16 protein-coding genes are annotated in these 16,251 nt (G+C 63.7%); 13 read left to right on the top strand and 3 right to left on the bottom strand.

Going from position 1 to position 16,251, the window contains the following annotated elements; translation table 11 throughout:
- Positions 1-27: 27 nt before the first annotated feature.
- The 3 genes from carB to ACVIIW_RS04025 all read left to right on the top strand — a co-directional run bounded on the left by carB (position 28) and on the right by ACVIIW_RS04025 (position 4,703).
- Complete coding sequence (carB, locus tag ACVIIW_RS04015; RefSeq protein ID WP_456699549.1) at positions 28-3,492, top strand: carbamoyl-phosphate synthase large subunit; 3,465 nt, start codon at positions 28-30, stop codon at positions 3,490-3,492.
- Between the two features lie 209 nt (positions 3,493-3,701).
- Positions 3,702-4,175 carry a transcription elongation factor GreA gene (greA, locus tag ACVIIW_RS04020; RefSeq protein ID WP_018318257.1) on the top strand — a complete coding sequence of 158 codons (474 nt, stop codon included), beginning with the start codon at positions 3,702-3,704 and terminating at the stop codon, positions 4,173-4,175.
- Positions 4,176-4,313: 138 nt separating this feature from the next.
- Positions 4,314-4,703 (top strand): DoxX family protein, encoded by a 390-nt coding sequence (locus ACVIIW_RS04025; RefSeq protein ID WP_456705085.1) that lies wholly within the window; start codon positions 4,314-4,316, stop codon positions 4,701-4,703.
- A gap of 10 nt (positions 4,704-4,713) precedes the next feature.
- Here the strand turns inward: ACVIIW_RS04025 and ACVIIW_RS04030 are convergent, their stop codons facing one another.
- Positions 4,714-5,193: an Lrp/AsnC family transcriptional regulator gene (locus ACVIIW_RS04030; RefSeq protein ID WP_027551801.1), complete on the bottom strand. Its 480-nt coding sequence runs from the start codon at positions 5,191-5,193 to the stop codon at positions 4,714-4,716.
- Between the two features lie 267 nt (positions 5,194-5,460).
- Between ACVIIW_RS04030 and trxB the strand changes: the two genes are divergently transcribed.
- From trxB to ACVIIW_RS04055, 5 genes are all read left to right on the top strand, one after another.
- Positions 5,461-6,426: a thioredoxin-disulfide reductase gene (trxB, locus tag ACVIIW_RS04035; RefSeq protein ID WP_456699550.1), complete on the top strand. Its 966-nt coding sequence runs from the start codon at positions 5,461-5,463 to the stop codon at positions 6,424-6,426.
- Positions 6,427-6,431: 5 nt separating this feature from the next.
- Complete coding sequence (locus ACVIIW_RS04040) at positions 6,432-7,355, top strand: LysR family transcriptional regulator (RefSeq protein WP_027534296.1); 924 nt, start codon at positions 6,432-6,434, stop codon at positions 7,353-7,355.
- A 463-nt stretch (positions 7,356-7,818) separates the two neighbouring features.
- Positions 7,819-8,727, top strand: a complete 909-nt coding sequence (locus tag ACVIIW_RS04045) for a 4-hydroxy-tetrahydrodipicolinate synthase family protein (RefSeq protein ID WP_456699551.1) — start codon at positions 7,819-7,821, stop codon at positions 8,725-8,727.
- Positions 8,728-8,896: 169 nt separating this feature from the next.
- The gene (locus ACVIIW_RS04050; RefSeq protein ID WP_456699552.1) at positions 8,897-9,046 is read left to right on the top strand and encodes a hypothetical protein; all 150 of its coding nucleotides are present in this window, start codon (positions 8,897-8,899) and stop codon (positions 9,044-9,046) included.
- A gap of 96 nt (positions 9,047-9,142) precedes the next feature.
- Entirely contained in the window at positions 9,143-9,343 is a 201-nt protein-coding gene (locus ACVIIW_RS04055) for a hypothetical protein (RefSeq protein ID WP_456699553.1), read from the top strand.
- 73 nt (positions 9,344-9,416) lie between these two features.
- Here ACVIIW_RS04055 and ACVIIW_RS04060 read toward each other — a convergent pair whose 3' ends face one another.
- Positions 9,417-10,094 (bottom strand): AAA family ATPase, encoded by a 678-nt coding sequence (locus tag ACVIIW_RS04060; protein ID WP_456699554.1) that lies wholly within the window; start codon positions 10,092-10,094, stop codon positions 9,417-9,419.
- A 372-nt stretch (positions 10,095-10,466) separates the two neighbouring features.
- A complete protein-coding gene (locus tag ACVIIW_RS04065) occupies positions 10,467-10,817 on the bottom strand; it encodes a hypothetical protein (protein ID WP_456699555.1) in 351 nt (116 codons plus the stop codon).
- 312 nt (positions 10,818-11,129) lie between these two features.
- On the opposite strand from ACVIIW_RS04065, the gene ACVIIW_RS04070 reads away from it, so the two are divergent.
- The 5 genes from ACVIIW_RS04070 (at position 11,130) to ACVIIW_RS04090 (ending at position 16,121) form a co-directional block, all read left to right on the top strand.
- On the top strand, positions 11,130-11,717 hold the full coding sequence (locus ACVIIW_RS04070) for an AEC family transporter (protein ID WP_456699556.1): 588 nt from the start codon (positions 11,130-11,132) through the stop codon (positions 11,715-11,717).
- Positions 11,653-12,069, top strand: coding sequence for an AEC family transporter (locus ACVIIW_RS04075; RefSeq protein ID WP_456699557.1), 417 nt, complete (start codon positions 11,653-11,655; stop codon positions 12,067-12,069). Before ACVIIW_RS04070 ends, ACVIIW_RS04075 begins: the two co-directional genes overlap by 65 nt.
- Before the next feature lie 338 nt (positions 12,070-12,407).
- Positions 12,408-12,539 (top strand): hypothetical protein, encoded by a 132-nt coding sequence (locus tag ACVIIW_RS04080; protein WP_456699558.1) that lies wholly within the window; start codon positions 12,408-12,410, stop codon positions 12,537-12,539.
- 484 nt (positions 12,540-13,023) lie between these two features.
- Positions 13,024-13,695 carry a hypothetical protein gene (locus ACVIIW_RS04085; RefSeq protein ID WP_456699559.1) on the top strand — a complete coding sequence of 224 codons (672 nt, stop codon included), beginning with the start codon at positions 13,024-13,026 and terminating at the stop codon, positions 13,693-13,695.
- Between the two features lie 314 nt (positions 13,696-14,009).
- The gene (locus tag ACVIIW_RS04090; protein ID WP_456699560.1) at positions 14,010-16,121 is read left to right on the top strand and encodes a methyl-accepting chemotaxis protein; all 2,112 of its coding nucleotides are present in this window, start codon (positions 14,010-14,012) and stop codon (positions 16,119-16,121) included.
- Positions 16,122-16,251: the final 130 nt, after the last annotated feature.

The following is a 16,251-nucleotide window of genomic DNA, read 5'->3' on the forward strand; positions in this document are numbered from 1 at the left end:
GCCCAAATCCGACTTCGGCGAGAGTTGATGCCCAAACGTACTGACATCACCACCATCCTGATCATCGGCGCCGGTCCCATCGTGATCGGCCAGGCCTGCGAGTTCGACTATTCGGGCACGCAGGCGGTGAAGACGCTGAAGGAAGAGGGCTATCGCATCGTCCTCGTCAACTCCAATCCGGCCACGATCATGACGGACCCGGAATTGGCCGATGCGACCTATATCGAGCCGATCACACCCGAGATCGTCGCCAAGATCATCGAGAAGGAACGTCACGTGGTTCCCGGCGGCTTTGCGCTGCTGCCGACCATGGGCGGCCAGACCGCGCTGAATTGCGCGCTGTCGCTGCGCCGGCAGGGCACGCTGGAAAAGTTCGACGTCGAGATGATCGGCGCGACGGCCGATGCCATCGACAAGGCCGAGGACCGCCAGCTGTTCCGCGAGGCCATGACCAAGATCGGGCTCGAGACGCCCAAGTCGCGTCTCGCCAACGCCTCCGAGCTCAAGAAATCCTTCCGCGACAAATACCACGCCGAACGCGAGAAGCTGTCGGGCGCTGCGCTCGAAGAGCTCGACCGGCAATGGACGCTCGGCGAGAGCGATCGCCGCAAGCGCTACCAGGAATACGCGTTCGGCCAGGCCATGATGGCGCTGTCCGAGATCGGCCTGCCGGCGATCATCCGCCCGTCCTTCACCATGGGCGGCACCGGCGGCGGCATCGCCTACAACAAGGAAGAGTTCCTCGACATCATCGAGCGCGGTCTTGATGCGTCCCCCACCAACGAAGTCCTGATCGAGGAATCCGTTCTCGGCTGGAAAGAGTTCGAGATGGAGGTGGTGCGCGACAAGAAAGACAATTGCATCATCGTCTGCTCGATCGAGAATTTCGACCCGATGGGCGTGCACACCGGCGACTCCATCACGGTGGCGCCGGCGCTGACGCTGACGGACAAGGAATACCAGATCATGCGCGACGCCTCGCTGGCGGTGCTGCGCGAGATCGGCGTCGAGACCGGCGGCTCAAACGTGCAGTTCGGCGTCAATCCAGAAGACGGCCGCATGGTCGTGATCGAGATGAATCCGCGCGTGTCGCGCTCGTCCGCGCTGGCCTCGAAGGCCACCGGCTTCCCGATCGCCAAGGTCGCGGCCAAGCTCGCGATCGGCTACACGCTCGATGAAATCGCCAACGACATCACCGGCGGTGCGACGCCGGCTTCGTTCGAGCCGACCATCGACTACGTGGTGACCAAGATCCCGCGCTTCGCCTTCGAGAAATTCCCCGGCGCCTCCTCCACGCTGACCACCTCGATGAAGTCGGTCGGCGAGGTCATGGCGATCGGGCGCACCTTCCAGGAGAGCCTGCAGAAGGCGCTGCGCGGGCTTGAGACCGGGCTGACCGGCCTCGACGAGATCGAGATCGAGGGCCTGGGCCGCGACGACGACAAGAACGCGATCCGCGCCGCGCTCGGCACGCCGACGCCGAACCGCATTCTCCAGGTCGCGCAAGCCATGCGGCTCGGCTGGTCGAACGAGGACATCTTCAACTCCTGCAAGATCGATCCCTGGTTCCTCGGCGAGATGCGCGGCATCGTCGACATGGAAGACAAGGTCAGGAAGCACGGCCTGCCCGGCAATGCCTTCGGCATGCGCACGCTCAAGGCCATGGGCTTTTCCGATGCGCGGCTCGCCGTGCTTGCCCAGACGACGGAAGCCGAGGTGACGGCCAAGCGTCACGCCCTCGCCGTCCGTCCGGTCTACAAGCGGATCGACACCTGCGCGGCCGAATTCGCCTCACCCACCGCCTATATGTACTCGACCTACGAGTCGCCGTTTGCGGGCAGCGCCGCCGACGAGAGCACGCCGTCCGACAAGAAGAAGGTCATCATCCTCGGCGGCGGCCCGAACCGTATCGGCCAGGGCATCGAGTTCGACTATTGCTGCTGTCACGCCTGCTTCGCGCTGCATGACGCCGGCTACGAATCCATCATGGTCAACTGCAACCCGGAAACGGTGTCGACCGACTACGACACCGCCGACCGGCTCTATTTCGAGCCGCTGACCGCCGAAGACGTGCTGGAGATCATCGCCAAGGAACGCACGAAGGGCGCGCTGCATGGCGTCATCGTGCAGTTCGGCGGCCAGACCCCGCTCAAGCTCGCGCGCGCCCTGGAAGCCGCCGAAGTGCCGATCCTCGGCACTTCGCCCGATGCGATCGACCTTGCGGAAGACCGCGACCGTTTCAAGCGCGTGCTCGACAAGCTCCGCCTGAAGCAGCCGAAGAACGGCATTGCCTATTCGGTCGAGCAGGCTCGCCTCGTCTCCGCCGATCTCGGCCTGCCGCTGGTGGTGCGCCCATCCTACGTGCTCGGCGGCCGCGCGATGCAGATCATCCGCGAGGAGAACCAGCTCAACGATTATCTGCTCGGCACGTTGCCGGAGCTGGTGCCGGCGGACGTCAAGGCGCGCTATCCGAACGACAAGACCGGGCAGATCAACACCGTGCTCGGCAAGAACCCGCTGCTGTTCGACCGCTATTTGTCCGACGCCACCGAGATCGACGTCGACTGCCTCTGCGACGGCAGGGATACCTTCATCGTCGGGATCATGGAGCACATCGAGGAAGCCGGCATCCATTCCGGCGACTCCGCCTGCTCGCTGCCGCCGCACTCGCTCGAGCCCGAGATGATCGCGGAGCTGGAGCGGCAGACGCGCGAGCTCGCGCTCGGCCTCGACGTCGTCGGCCTGATGAACGTGCAATACGCGATCAAGGACGCCGAAATCTACGTGCTCGAAGTCAATCCGCGCGCCTCGCGCACGGTGCCGTTCGTCGCCAAGGTGATCGGCACGCCGGTCGCCAAGATCGCGGCGCGCATCATGGCCGGCGAGAAGCTCGCCGACTTCAAGCTGAAGAAGGCCGACTTCAAGCATGTCGGCGTGAAGGAATCGGTGTTTCCGTTCGCCCGTTTCCCCGGCGTCGACACGGTGCTCGGTCCGGAGATGCGCTCGACCGGCGAAGTCATGGGCATCGACCGCTCCTTCGCCGTCGCCTTTGCCAAGAGCCAGCTCGGCGGCGGCACGCGGGTACCGCGCAAGGGCACGGTATTCGTCTCGGTGCGCGAGAGCGACAAGGTTCGTATCGCCGAAGCCGTGCGCCAGCTGCATTCGCTCGGCTTCAAGGTGCTGGCGACCTCGGGGACCGCGCGCTTCCTGACCGATCAAGGCATCCCGGCGGAGAAGGTGAACAAGGTGCTGGAGGGACGGCCACACATCGTCGACGCCATCACCAATGGCGACGTCCAGCTCGTCCTGAACACCACCGAAGGCCCGCAGGCGCTCGCCGACAGCCGTTCGCTGCGGCGTGCGGCCCTCTTGCATAAAGTGCCGTATTACACCACTCTTTCCGGGGCCGTGGCGGCCGCGCAGGGCATCCGCGCCTATCTGGGCGGGGACCTTGAGGTTCGGACCCTGCAGAGCTACTTTTCGGAAACCTGATCGCGAGCGGGAAGCCAAAGTTTCCGCTAAGTGACTGGCAATGAAGCCACAATGGCCGGAGGAACTGTCCGGCCATGTGGTTGTTCTGTTCCGGCGCCAGACCCACATAACGCTCCGGCGGCGGCGTGTTCAGCCCCCGGACAGACTGACGAATCAAGGCTGCCGCGCCCTCCGCTGGGCGGGCGCGCAGCCGAAGGACGAGAGAAGAGATGGAAAAGGTTCCGATGACCGCGAGCGGCTTTGCCGCGCTCGGGGAAGAATTGAAGAAGCGCCAGTCCGAGGACCGTCCGCGTATCATCGAGCATATTGCGGAGGCGCGTTCGCACGGCGACCTGTCCGAGAACGCGGAATACCATGCCGCGAAGGAAGAGCAGTCCCACAATGAGGGCCGCATCGCCGAGCTGGAGGACAAGCTCGCGCGCGCCGACATCATCGACATCTCCAAGCTCTCCGGCGACACCATCAAGTTCGGCGCCACCGTGACGCTGGTCGACGAGGACACCGAGAAGAAGACGGTGTGGCAGATCGTCGGCGAGGTCGAGGCCGACGCCAAGAAGGGCCGCATCTCCATCACCTCGCCGCTGGCGCGCGCGCTGATCGGCAAGAAAAAGGGCTCGACCGTCGAGGTCAACGCGCCCGGCGGTGCCAAGGCGTACGAGATCACCAAGGTGGAGTGGCGGTAATCCACTCGAAAGCTGCCTGAAAAGCCGCGCTCTGCGCGGCTTTTTCTGTTTCGCGATATGCTCGGTGTGCAATTGTGGACCGCACCGTCCTTCGTCATGCTCGCCGCTGCCGTCCGGGGATGGGAGGACACGATGGACATCGATCGCATTGCCGCACAGAGTCAGCCTTATCTGCTCAGCCTCTTCCGCTTCGTCACCGGGCTAATGTTCTTTCACTACGGTGTCGCCAAGCTGTTCAAGTTTCCCCTGGTGGAGATGTTTTCCGACGTCGCGCCGCTATCGCTTTGGGGCGTTGCCGGCATGTTGGAATTCGTGCTCGGCGGTCTGCTGATGATCGGCCTCTTCACGCGGCTGGCCGCCTTCATCCTTTCCGGTGAGATGGCCTTCGCCTATTTCATCGAACATCTGCCGCACAGCTTCTTTCCCGTGGTCAACGACGGTGCGCTGGCGATCGTGCTGTGCTTTGCGTGTCTCTTCCTCGCCGTCGCCGGTGGCGGCCCGATCAGCGTGGATGCGCTGCGGCGCTGACTCGTCGTCTCTAGCGCCGCCCCTTCACGTCCAGCGGCACGGCGGCTTCATACTTCGAATTGTGCAGCACCAGCGACGTGCGCACGTTGCGCACATGCGGCGCGGCGGTCAGGTGCGTCACGAAGTCCTGGAAGGTGGCCATGTCGGGCGCGACGCATTTCAGGATGAAATCGACCTCGCCGGACAGCATCCAGCATTCGCGCACCAAGGGTTCGGCGCGGACGAACTGCTCGAAGGCACGCAAATCCGCTTCCGCCTGGCTGGAGAGGTGCACTGCGGCAAATACCGTGACGTCGAAACCGAGCTTTCGCGCATCCAGCAGCCCCCGGTAACCGTGGATATAGCCCTCCTCCTCCAGCGCGCGGACCCGGCGCAAGCACGGCGGGGGGGAAATACCGACCCGTTTGGCGAGTTCGACATTGGTGATTCGACCGTCGGCCTGAATCTCGGCGAGAATTTTGAGGTCGATCTCGTCTAGGTTCCGCGACACGTGATTGGAACTCCTGGCCTTACCGGCGGTATCGAATGGGTCTGTCGCAATCCTCATAGCCGAGTCCAGGAGAAATGAGCAATTTTATTGCGCGTGCGGCGCAATCGACTTTTGTTCCTTGTTGGAAAAATCCGCCGACAGGGAATGCAATTCTTGCATAGCTCACCAGAAGGCTTAGATTAGCTCTGATATTTCAGCGCCTCCGCGAGGCCTCCCGGCCCGTTCCGCGCGCGCGCTGCAAATCCCCCGTGAAAGGCGTCCATCGAAATGTCCGCTCCTGTTCATGCAAAGGTCGTCATCATTGGCTCCGGCCCCGCCGGCTACACCGCCGCGATCTACGCCGCGCGCGCGATGCTCGAGCCGATCCTGATCCAAGGCATCCAGGCGGGCGGTCAGCTCACCATCACCACCGACGTCGAGAACTATCCGGGCTTCGCCGACGTGATCCAGGGCCCCTGGCTCATGGAACAGATGGAGAAGCAGGCGGTCCATGTCGGCACCAGGATCGTCTCCGACCTCGTGGTCAAGCTCGACACCTCGCAGCGGCCGTTCCGCCTCACCTGCGACTCTGGCGACGTCTATCTCGCCGAGACCGTGATCCTGGCCACAGGCGCGCAAGCGCGCTGGCTCGGGCTGCCGTCCGAGCTCAAATTCCAGGGCGGCGGCGTGTCGGCCTGCGCCACCTGCGACGGCTTCTTCTACCGCAACAAGGAGGTCGTGGTGGTTGGCGGCGGCAATACCGCGGTCGAAGAAGCCCTGTACCTGACCAACCATGCCTCGCAGGTCACCATCGTGCATCGTCGCGACCATTTCCGCGCCGAGCGCATCCTGCAGGAACGTCTGTTCAAGCACCCGAAGATCAAGGTGGTGTGGGACTCCGCCGTCGACGAGATCTGCGGCACCGAGAACCCGAACAAGGTGACCCATATCAGGCTGAAGAACGTCAAGACCGGCACGCTGACGGATTTGAAGACCGACGGCGTCTTCATCGCCATCGGCCACGCGCCGGCGACCGAGCTCGTGAAAGACCAGATCAAGCTGAAACCGTCGGGCTATGTCGAGGTTGCTCCGAACTCGACCGCGACGTCCATCCCCGGCCTGTTCGCCGCCGGCGACGTCGCCGACGAAACCTATCGCCAGGCCGTGACGGCCGCAGGCCTCGGCTGCATGGCAGCGCTCGAGGCCGAACGTTTCTTGGCCCTGCGCGCCAGCGAGCGCGCGGCAGCGGAATAACGATCATGCCCCGAACACGCGACGGATTTACGGATATGGACTGGGACAAGCTGAAGGTGTTTCACGCGGCGGCGGAAGCGGGCAGCTTCACGCATGCGGGAGAGCAACTCGGCCTGTCGCAATCAGCGGTCTCACGCCAGGTCTCGGCGCTGGAGCAGGAGCTCTCGGTCTCGCTGTTCCACCGCCACGCCCGCGGCCTGATCCTCACTGAACAAGGCGACCTCCTGTTCCGCACCGCCCATGACGTGTTCATGCAGCTCCAGGCGGCGCGCGCGAAACTGACTGACAGCCGCGAGCGGCCGAGCGGCGATCTCAAGATCACCACCACGCCCGGCGTCGGCATCAACTGGCTGATCCCGCGGCTCGGGGAATTCACCGCGCTGTATCCGGAGATCCGGATCTCGCTCATCGTGACCGACGAGGAACTGGACCTGTCGATGCGCGAGGCCGACGTTGCGATCCGCACCCGCAAGCCGACGCAGCCGGATCTCATCCAGCGCAAGCTTTTCGCGATGGGCTTTCACGCCTATTGCTCCCCCGACTACATCAAGCGCTTCGGCACGCCGCGGACGCTGGAGGAGCTCGACTCCCACCGCATCATCACGCTCTCCGACGGCAACTTCGCGCCGCATCTGCAGAACCGCAACTGGCTGGTCGAAGCCGGCCGCAACGGCTCGGGTCCGCGCGAAGCCTATTTCAGGGTCAATAACATCCTTGGCCTCGTGCGCGCCTGTCAACAGGGCCTCGGCATCGCGGCGCTGCCGGATTATCTGATCGAAGAACAGAGCCGCCTCGTACAACTGTTCGGCGAGTCGGACTCGATCCAGCTCGATACGTATTTCGTGTATCCGGAAGAGCTGAAGACCGTGGCGCGCGTGCAGGTGTTCCGCGACTTCGTGGTGAGCAAGGCGCAGCGTTGGCCGTCCTGATTTCCGCATGACTGACATGCGGCCTCGGCTGTTGCTGCATACCGCTCGCCAAGCCCATACTGTTTGCACGCTGAGCCTTCGCGTTGCGCATTTGTCCCCCTCCTCCAGTGGCGCGGGAGTTCAGTAATCCCTCTTGGAAGGTGATTGTGTCGGCCTCACGTGGCCAATACCTAAGCCGGGCCCTTCGGGTCCGGCTTTTTTTCTGTCCAAAAGTCGTTTCGCCCTCCGCGTGTATTGACAGTGCTGGGCATACCCCGCATCATTTGCAAATGATCACGAAGTCGTGCGCAGTCTTGTCGAAGGCATCAGCCTCGAAAAAAGGCCCCCATCCGGGGACCTCGGATTTTTGCGCGCGCTAGGCTAACTTCGTCATCGCTGCCAAATCCCGGAAACCCCGCCACCTGGACGGGGTTTTTTTCATGTGCCCTCCGTCTCAGGTTCATTTGTGAGAAGGAGATAAAACATGACCGATTTGCGAACTCGTATGCACGGGCTCTGGCTGCCGCTGGTGACACCGTTTCGCGACGGCCGCCTCGACGAGGTGTCGCTGCGGCGACTGACGCGACACTACGGCGCGCAAAGCATCGACGGCTTCATCCTGGGAGCGACCTCGGGCGAAGGGATGACGCTGCGGGACGCCGAGCTCGAACGCCTCGTCGCCATCGTGCGCGACGAGATGGCGACCGGCCGCCGCTCCATTCCGATCGGCCTCGGGCTATCGGGCGCGGACACCTCGCGGCTGAAGGAGCGGCTCGATGAGACCGCGGACTGGCCGATCGACTTCTATCTGATCGCGAGCCCCTATTATGTGCGGCCGTCGCAACGCGGGATATCAGCGCATTTCGAGGCGCTGGCCGATCACGCGGCCTGGCCGCTGGCGCTCTACAACATTCCCTATCGCTGCGCCGTCGGCATCAGCAACCAGACACTGCTGCGGCTGGCCGAACATCCCAACGTCGTCGGCCTGAAGGATTGCGGCGCAAGCCGTGAGCAGTCCATTGCATTGCTGCGCGACCGGCCCAAGGATTTTCGTGTGCTCACCGGCGAGGACGCCAATTATTTCGAGGCGCTCAGCGATGGCGCCGATGGCGGAATCCTGTTGTCCGCGCATCTCGAGACCGACACCTTCGCGGCCGTCTATAGCGAGCTGAAGCGCGGCAATGCCGATGCAGCCGCAGCACGCTGGCTGGAGGTCGCGGAGCTGACCCGGCTGCTGTTCACCGAACCGAGCCCGGCGCCGGCGAAGTACTGGCTGTGGCGAGCCGGCCTGATCGATAGCCCCGAGGTGCGCCTGCCGATGGTGGAGGTGAGCAGCGAGCTCGCAGTCACCCTCGATCGCGAGATTGCACGACGGATGATGGTCGCGGCATGACTTCGTTCCTTCGCCTCTCCCCGTCACGACGAGGAGGGAGCGAGAGAGCGTGGCCGTGGTTAACCCGTTACGAACGGGCTTCGCTACCGCCGCATAGGGCATCCACGCCTCGTTTACGCAATGGGGCCTATCGTTCGGCTTCAACGTCTTTCAGAAGGGGGGAATGATCATGGGACATCGCGTTCGCCCGACCGCGGCGGAAATGTTCGCGCCTGCCGATTTTTTGCAGGGAATTCTGGTGGTGTCGTCGTTCGGCTTCTGGGCCGTGATGCTCGGCCTGATGCCGGTGTTGCTGTTTCGGGTCTGCCTCGCCGGCTGAGCAAGCCGGCGTGCATGGTTAACCCGGGCATCGCGATTGCGCTCAAATGCGAGCGGAACTGCAAGCCGGAATCTTAAAACCTTTCGCCTATCGTTCATGCCCATAAGCGAAGAAATCGCGGGGGCGATCTTGAACAATCAGAATGATATGGCGTCGCGCTACGACGCCACGCAGAGCTTTGACAACGCCGAGCAACAGGGCTTTTCCACCGCAGACATCATCTGGGCCGTCGGCATCTGGTCGGTGATCCTGACGTTGTCGCCGGTCATCGTGTTCTACATGCTGATGGTCGCCTGACCGTCAGTCCCCACAAACGCAAAACGCGCGGGATGGTCCGCGCGTTTGTCGTCCGGGGAAATGGATGATGAAATTAAGCCGCCTGCTTGTGCATTGCGCCTGAAGCCGACGCCGTGCCGCGAATAGCTTTCACTGAACGCTCGATCGCCGCCCACAACCTTGCAATTTCCTGGGCCGCACGGCTCTCGGCCTGATACTCACGCGCGCCTTCGCCGTGGCTGAGTGCCATCAACAAATCCGAACGATTGGTGATCTGACCGCCCCACACCGGAGCGCGGAACTTGGCCAGCGCCTCGCGGGCGATGGTGACGATCGGGCTTTCGGCCTCGTCGCGCTTGGCCGGTGCACCGTTGAGCACGACCGCATAGGGCTTGCGCGCCGCGCGGCACATCTGAATGGTTTCCTGCACCGCGTTGACGTCGAACACGCCGGGACGCGCGGGGATGACCACCATGGTGGCATTCTTGATCGCATCGTCGACGACGGCCGACAGGTTCGGCGGCGTATCGATCAGCACCCACTCGTAACCATCGCGCCTGGCAGCGGAGACGATGCCGCTGACCGAGTTCACCGCCGGCTTGATCGGCGGCTCGTTGGTGCCACGCAGCTTGTGCCACAGCGTGAGCGAGCCTTGCGGATCCGCATCCACGAGCATCACCTGCTTGCTCGCCTTGATCTGCGCAGCAAGATGTGCGGCCAGGGTACTCTTGCCCGAGCCGCCTTTACGCGATGCAAAAACAATGACGTTCATACCTCTGGCCTCCAGATTGACCCCAGGCCGCGAAAATGAATCACCACGCTGATTCGGGAAAGAAAAATTTATCGGCAGTCGTCTCGGCGCCACGAAATAACAAGACGTGTTGGCTTTTGAGTCACACTGCCTTGCGCAACGACGGACAAATATACTGGCATGAACCGCCGTTCGCGCGGAAAAAACCCGATCACAACCTGGCCGCGCAAATCCTTACCGCGCTTTTTCATCGGGCGCGCTGGCGATTGCTGCAAGCGGTTGCGCCAGTGCCGCGAACGGGCTGTCGCGGCCTGGGGAGTTCGCGCAATTTGACGTGGGAGGCATGACGAGGTTTCAGCGAGGGAACGCGGACCGCGAGCGGCCCGGCCTTCTCTAGCCGTCCTCCGTCGTTTTCTTCCTGGGCGCCTTCGCCTTGCCGGTCTTCTTCGCCTTTGACGTTGCCCTGGGCGCGATGTTGGTCGGCGTGGCCGCATCCCCCGACTCCGGCCCGCGGCGGAAGAACGCCGCGCATTGCGGCGACAGCTGCGACTTCTTCCGGATCATGCAGGCGGTGATGGCATCGACGTCAGGCACGAACTCGCCGCACAGCTGCATCGCATCCGGCGTGCAGGCCTGCTGCTGCTCGGGCGTGTAGGCATGGCCGGTGCCCGGCCGGACCAGAACGGCCAGGACGAGCGAGAGGCTCGCGGCAACCATGGATGTCGTGATGCGAGATGCCGGCATCTGATCCCCCAAAGTGTCGAGTCGGGCGGGATTGTGGGTGAACGGGCGTTGGTTGGCAACGAGGGCGGAGGCGAAAGGTCGGCGGCTGTGCGGTCTCGGCAACAGGAGGGACGGTATGCCGCAAGCGTGGCCCAAACCTCGAAAACAACCCCATGCACAGTAGCCAGCGCGCCGGCCCGCCTCGCGATCCTCCGCCGCTTGCGGATTTTTCGAAATTTCCTTTGACACGTCGGGCAAAACACCGGCATGATGGCATCATCCAGAAAGCGCGTGGGGTGGTGGGCCTGATCTCCCCGTGAGGGGGAGGACCGCATGGCCACCGTGTTGATCGTCGCGCCGGTGTTTGCGCTGATTGCGGCCGGCTATGCGTCGGTGCTGTTTCGCTTCGTCTCCGAGGGCGCGCACAAGGGCATCTCCGAATTCGCCTTCAGCATCGCGATCCCCGCGCTGCTGTTTCGCACCATCGTCGTGTCTGATTTCCCCGACGTCAGCCCCTACAGGATGTGGGGCGCCTATTACGGCGCGCTCGCGCTGACCTGGACCGCGGCGCTTCTGATCTCGGCGCTGTTGCGCGAACGTCGCGAGGACCGGGAGGACGGCGTCGTGTTCGCGATCGGCTCGGTCTACGGCAACATCGTGATGCTCGGCATCCCCTTGGTGCTCTCGGCGCTCGGCAACGAGGCCGCGGGGGCCGATGTCGCTGATCCTGTCGGTCAACACGCCGCTGCTGTGGCTCTGCGGCATTTTGCAGATGGAGTTCGTCAGCCGCAAGAAGGGCAGCTCGCTTCTCGCGGTGCTCCGGCCCGTGCTCGCCGATCTCGCGCGCAATCCGCTGATGCTCGGCATCGGCTTTGGCGTGGTCTGGCGCTTCACCGGCCTCGGCCTCAACCCGGTCGTTGACAGGACGATCGAGCTGCTCGCGCAGGCGGGATCGCCGGCCGCGCTGATCGCGCTCGGCATCAATTTGTTTCGGTTCGAGGTGAAGGGCGAGACGCTGAGCGTCGTCGTGATGTGCGGGCTCAAGCTGCTGGCGATGCCGGCCACAGCCTTTGCGCTCGCCAAGCTGTTGAACCTGCCGCCGGTGGCCACCGGCGTCATCGTGCTGTTCGCGGCGATGCCGACCGGCGCGAATGCCTATATCTTTGCTGCGCAATATCAGCGGCTGGTGAACCCGGTATCCGGCGCGGTGGCACTGGGGACGCTGCTGGCGGCGGTGGCATTGCCGGTGGTGGTGATGGCGGTGGCAGGGTGAGGCAGGCCGGAAGAACCGCGCAGCGGATGTCCCTCATCCTGAAGTTGTTCATGACGTATAACACCCGCCCGCCACGCGATCGCCATCTTGATCTGGCTCAACTCACCCCGGATAAAAGTCGATATGGTGGCCTCGGTGATCACCCCCGGCAGATATTCCGTTTGGTTCAAGACGCCCGTCGGCGAAGGCGCCGGCGTCGTCGAGTTCGCCCCTGACGGGACGCTCGACGGCGGCGATTCCACGTTTGCCTATGCGGGGCACTGGTCGCAGCAGGGCGAGCACTTCAAAGCCAGCCTTTCCGCCCGGCGCGTGGAGTCGGGGCCCCCGGTGTCTTCGGATTGGATGAGCTCGACATCGTCGTCTCGGGCCGCTCGACGGACGACTCATCCACCCCCTGCACGGGCTTCGCAAAACAAGCGCCGGGGTTGAAGCTCGAAGTGGAGCTGGTGCGGATCGTTGGGGATCATTGACGGTGGTGCGCGCGCTCGCTGGATGACGGCACGCGCTCAGCAGCGATCGAGAGTTTGGTGTGCTCTCCTGCAATCCCCCTGTCCGATCCGAAACATGGCGCCTCTTGGCTTGATGGCGAACCCGGCGTAGCATCGATATGCGTTCATCGGAGGATGACACAATGCACTGCTACCGGCTGGTCTGCGTTGCCATCATTTGCTTTGCGGCCGCCCTTCTCATCAGCTTCCCGCAAGCGAAGGCGGTCTATTGGCGCGGCATTACAGCGCCCACCGATATCGACATTCACGGATGGCCTATCATCAAAGAGCCGCCTCCAAGCCGATGTCAGTGGATACGGGTCAGCGGTGGCTATTGGGTCCGGCAGTGCCTCTACTAGGCTGAGATGAACCGCACGGGCCAGCCGGCTTTGATGGCGATGCGCATCATTGCGGCGGCTTGTCGTTTGGGTGAGCGCGAGGCTCTGGATCGGTCGCGGCCATCGTGATGCGCGTGCAAAACCTCAGCTTTGATGCCTGGCTGGAGCACTCATTTGGACGTGAGGTTCGCTTTCAGCAAGCACCGTGGTATTTCGATCCCGAACATGATTGGTGGGACCCGCATCCCGCGGAAGCCGTATCCCATCTCACGCGCCTGTTTGACGATCCCGAGCCGGCGTTATCGGGCTTTGCCGACAGCCAAATTGCGCAGGGCTTGGCCTACCTCGTCAATACGAGCGCAAGCGGCGACGTCGGATGGCTTTGCTCGACTGATGTGCCGGTCAGGGACCGGCTCCGCTGCGTGGAGTCCGTCGCAACGCTGTTTGCGAAATTGTTCGAGCCGCGCTGCACGCCCAGTCTGTGTCACCTGAGCGAAGCCGATGCCGGAACACTGAACTGTGTCTGCTACATGTGGTGGGATACGTTTCCGCGCTTGACGCTTGCCGGCGAACCCGATCTGCCGACTCTCCACGAGACCGCGCTGCGCACGATGGAGCGCACCCTCTGCCTCAACTCGATTGCGTGCCAGGAAAGCGCTCTGCACGGGTTGGGACACTGGCAACGAGACTACGATCAGAAGGTCGGCCAAATCATCGATCGCTTTTGCGACGCGCATCCCCGAGCCGACCCGCGGCTTTTGGCCTACGCGAAATCGGCCCGTTGCGGATGCGTGTTGTGATCGTTGAGCAACGCGGCGTGCCATTGGCTGACGCCAGCGGCGAGGATCTGCCGACGAGACGGCTGAAGGGGGAGCTCAATTAAGGAACGTCGTTGGTTCGGCGGACGAGAAGGAGGGTGAGCTAGAACTGCGCTGGCAGCACGCCGTAACATCCCAGTGAAATTACGGAATTGCGGTGACAGTGGAGGACTGCACAAAACTCCGGCAGAACAGTGCGCGCCATCCGCCAGGTTACTACCAAACATTTAAGCGTTTGGTTGCAATTGCGAAGTATCGTGACCGCAGATGATCGCGCGGTTTTGCCTGGTGCCATGATGTCAGATCTTTCCTTTCCGGAACGCTCATCCGTCGGTCGACAGAAGGGCATCAGCCTGCGATGGCGGTTGCTGGTCGGCAATCTGATCACGAGTCTTCTCGCGGTGGCTTTCGCGGCGGCAATCGCCTGGAACGGATGGGGCGATCTCCGCAAGAGCGAGGCCGCGGCGCGCGCGCTGTCCGCATTCGAGCTGGTGATGAAGGCCAACAGCCGGATCCCGGCCGAACGCTCCGCCTGGTTCGTGGTCATGGGTCTGGCCGACGCTGCCACGCCCGAGAACCTGTCCGCTCTGGACAAGGCAGTCGCCACCACGGATGACGCGATCGGTGCCGCAAAGCAGGCCATTCGCGCGGCTGAGCTGCCGGTGGGATCGATCGAAGCCGCCGAAACAGCCTTGCAGAATACTCGCAATGTCGCGCGTCAGGCGGCGATGCAGCCCAAGGCGCAGCGCCCCGCCAACAGCCAGGCGACCATCGTCGACGGTCTGGCCCGCGCGGTCGATGCGCTCACGGCGGCGACAAGCGAAGCCTTGATCAGCCTGTCGCGCGCCGGAAGCGACATCGAGAATCTGCTGCCGTCGGCAGAACTCGCGCAAAGAGCGCAAGGCATGCGCGCGATCAACGGGTCCCGTGCGGCCGTGCTCGGCCTTCTGGTCCGTAAACAACCGCTGTCTGCGGCACAGATCGTCGAAGCGACCGAACTGAGCGGCCAGGTCGCGCTGATCTGGAAGCAGATCGAGCAAGGTGTGCACAATGCCGGAGATCCGCCCGAGCTCGTGAACGCCATCAAGCAGGTGCGCACGACGCTGATGGATGAAGGCGAGCCACGGTTTCGTGACGTCGCCGCGGCCGCACGCGAAGGCCGTCCCTCCCCGGTCGGCGAGGCCGACTGGGGGACCGTCCTGAACAGTGTGCTGGGTCTGCGCGACGCCGCCTTAAGCTTCGCCCACAAGGCCAATGACGCCGCGATCGCGCAGGCGCAGACGCGGCTCGTCTGGGCGCTTGCGGCTCTCTTCGTCGTACTCGCCACCTCGCTCGCAGTGGTCGTCGCGGTGATGCGCCAGGTCATCCGCCCGCTGACGCGACTGACGGGCGCGACGCTGCGGCTTGCCGACCGCGACCTCGATGTTGCAATTCCGGACGGACATCGCGGGGACGAGATCGGGACCATGGCGAACGCGCTCCAGATCTTCAAGGATGCGTTGATCGCGAAGAAACTCGCGGACGAGGCAGCCGCGCGTGATGCCGAAGCGCAGATCGCGCGCAGTCGCCGCGTCGACACCATCACGCGCAATTTCGAGGCCATGGTCAGCGAGATCGTTGACACGGTTTCGTCCGCAGCGACCGAACTCGAGGCTTCCGCCGGCACACTGAACACCACGGCCGATCGGTCCAAGGTGCTGACGATGGCTGTCGCGGACGCCTCGAATGAAGCCTCCGCCAACGTGCAGTCGGTAGCCTCCGCCACCGAGGAGCTGACCTCCTCGGTCAACGAGATCAGCCGCCAGGTTCAGGAATCCGCACGCATCGCCGGAGACGCAGTCGAGCAGGCTTGCCGCACCAATGAACGCGTCAGCGAATTGTCGCAGGCCGCGGGTCGGATCGGTGACGTCGTGGAACTGATCGACTCGATCGCCAGCCAAACCAATCTGCTGGCGCTGAACGCCACCATCGAGGCGGCGCGCGCCGGCGATACCGGCCGCGGCTTTGCCGTGGTCGCCTCCGAGGTGAAAGCGCTGGCGCAGCAGACGGCGAAGGCAACCGAGGAAATCCGTCAACAGATTACCAGCGTCCAGTCCGCGACACAGGAATCGGTCGGCGCCATCAGGGAGATCAGCGGCACGATCGAGAAGCTGTCGGAGATCTCCTCGACCATCGCTGCCGCCGTCGAAGAGCAAGGCGCGGCCACGCAGGAAATCGCCCGCAACGTGCAGCAGGCGGCGAACGGCACCCAGCAGGTCTCCGCAAACGTCACCGACGTCCGGCACGGCGCGAGCGAGACCGGCTCCGCCTCCTCGCAGGTGTTGGCGACCGCCCAGTTGCTCGCCGCAGACTCCGGCCGTCTCAAGCTCGAGGTCGGGAAGTTCCTGGAAGACATGCGCGCGGCGTAACCGCATGCGGTCGGCCGGCGAGCGCCGGCGCTGTGATCAGCGCTCAGCGAAGGATAGTCTGCGCAGATCTGCGCGGCGCGCCCGATGGCGAGGTGTCAATATCTGACGATGATCTCGATCTGACGCGATT

Source organism: Bradyrhizobium sp. USDA 4449 (genome assembly GCF_054056275.1).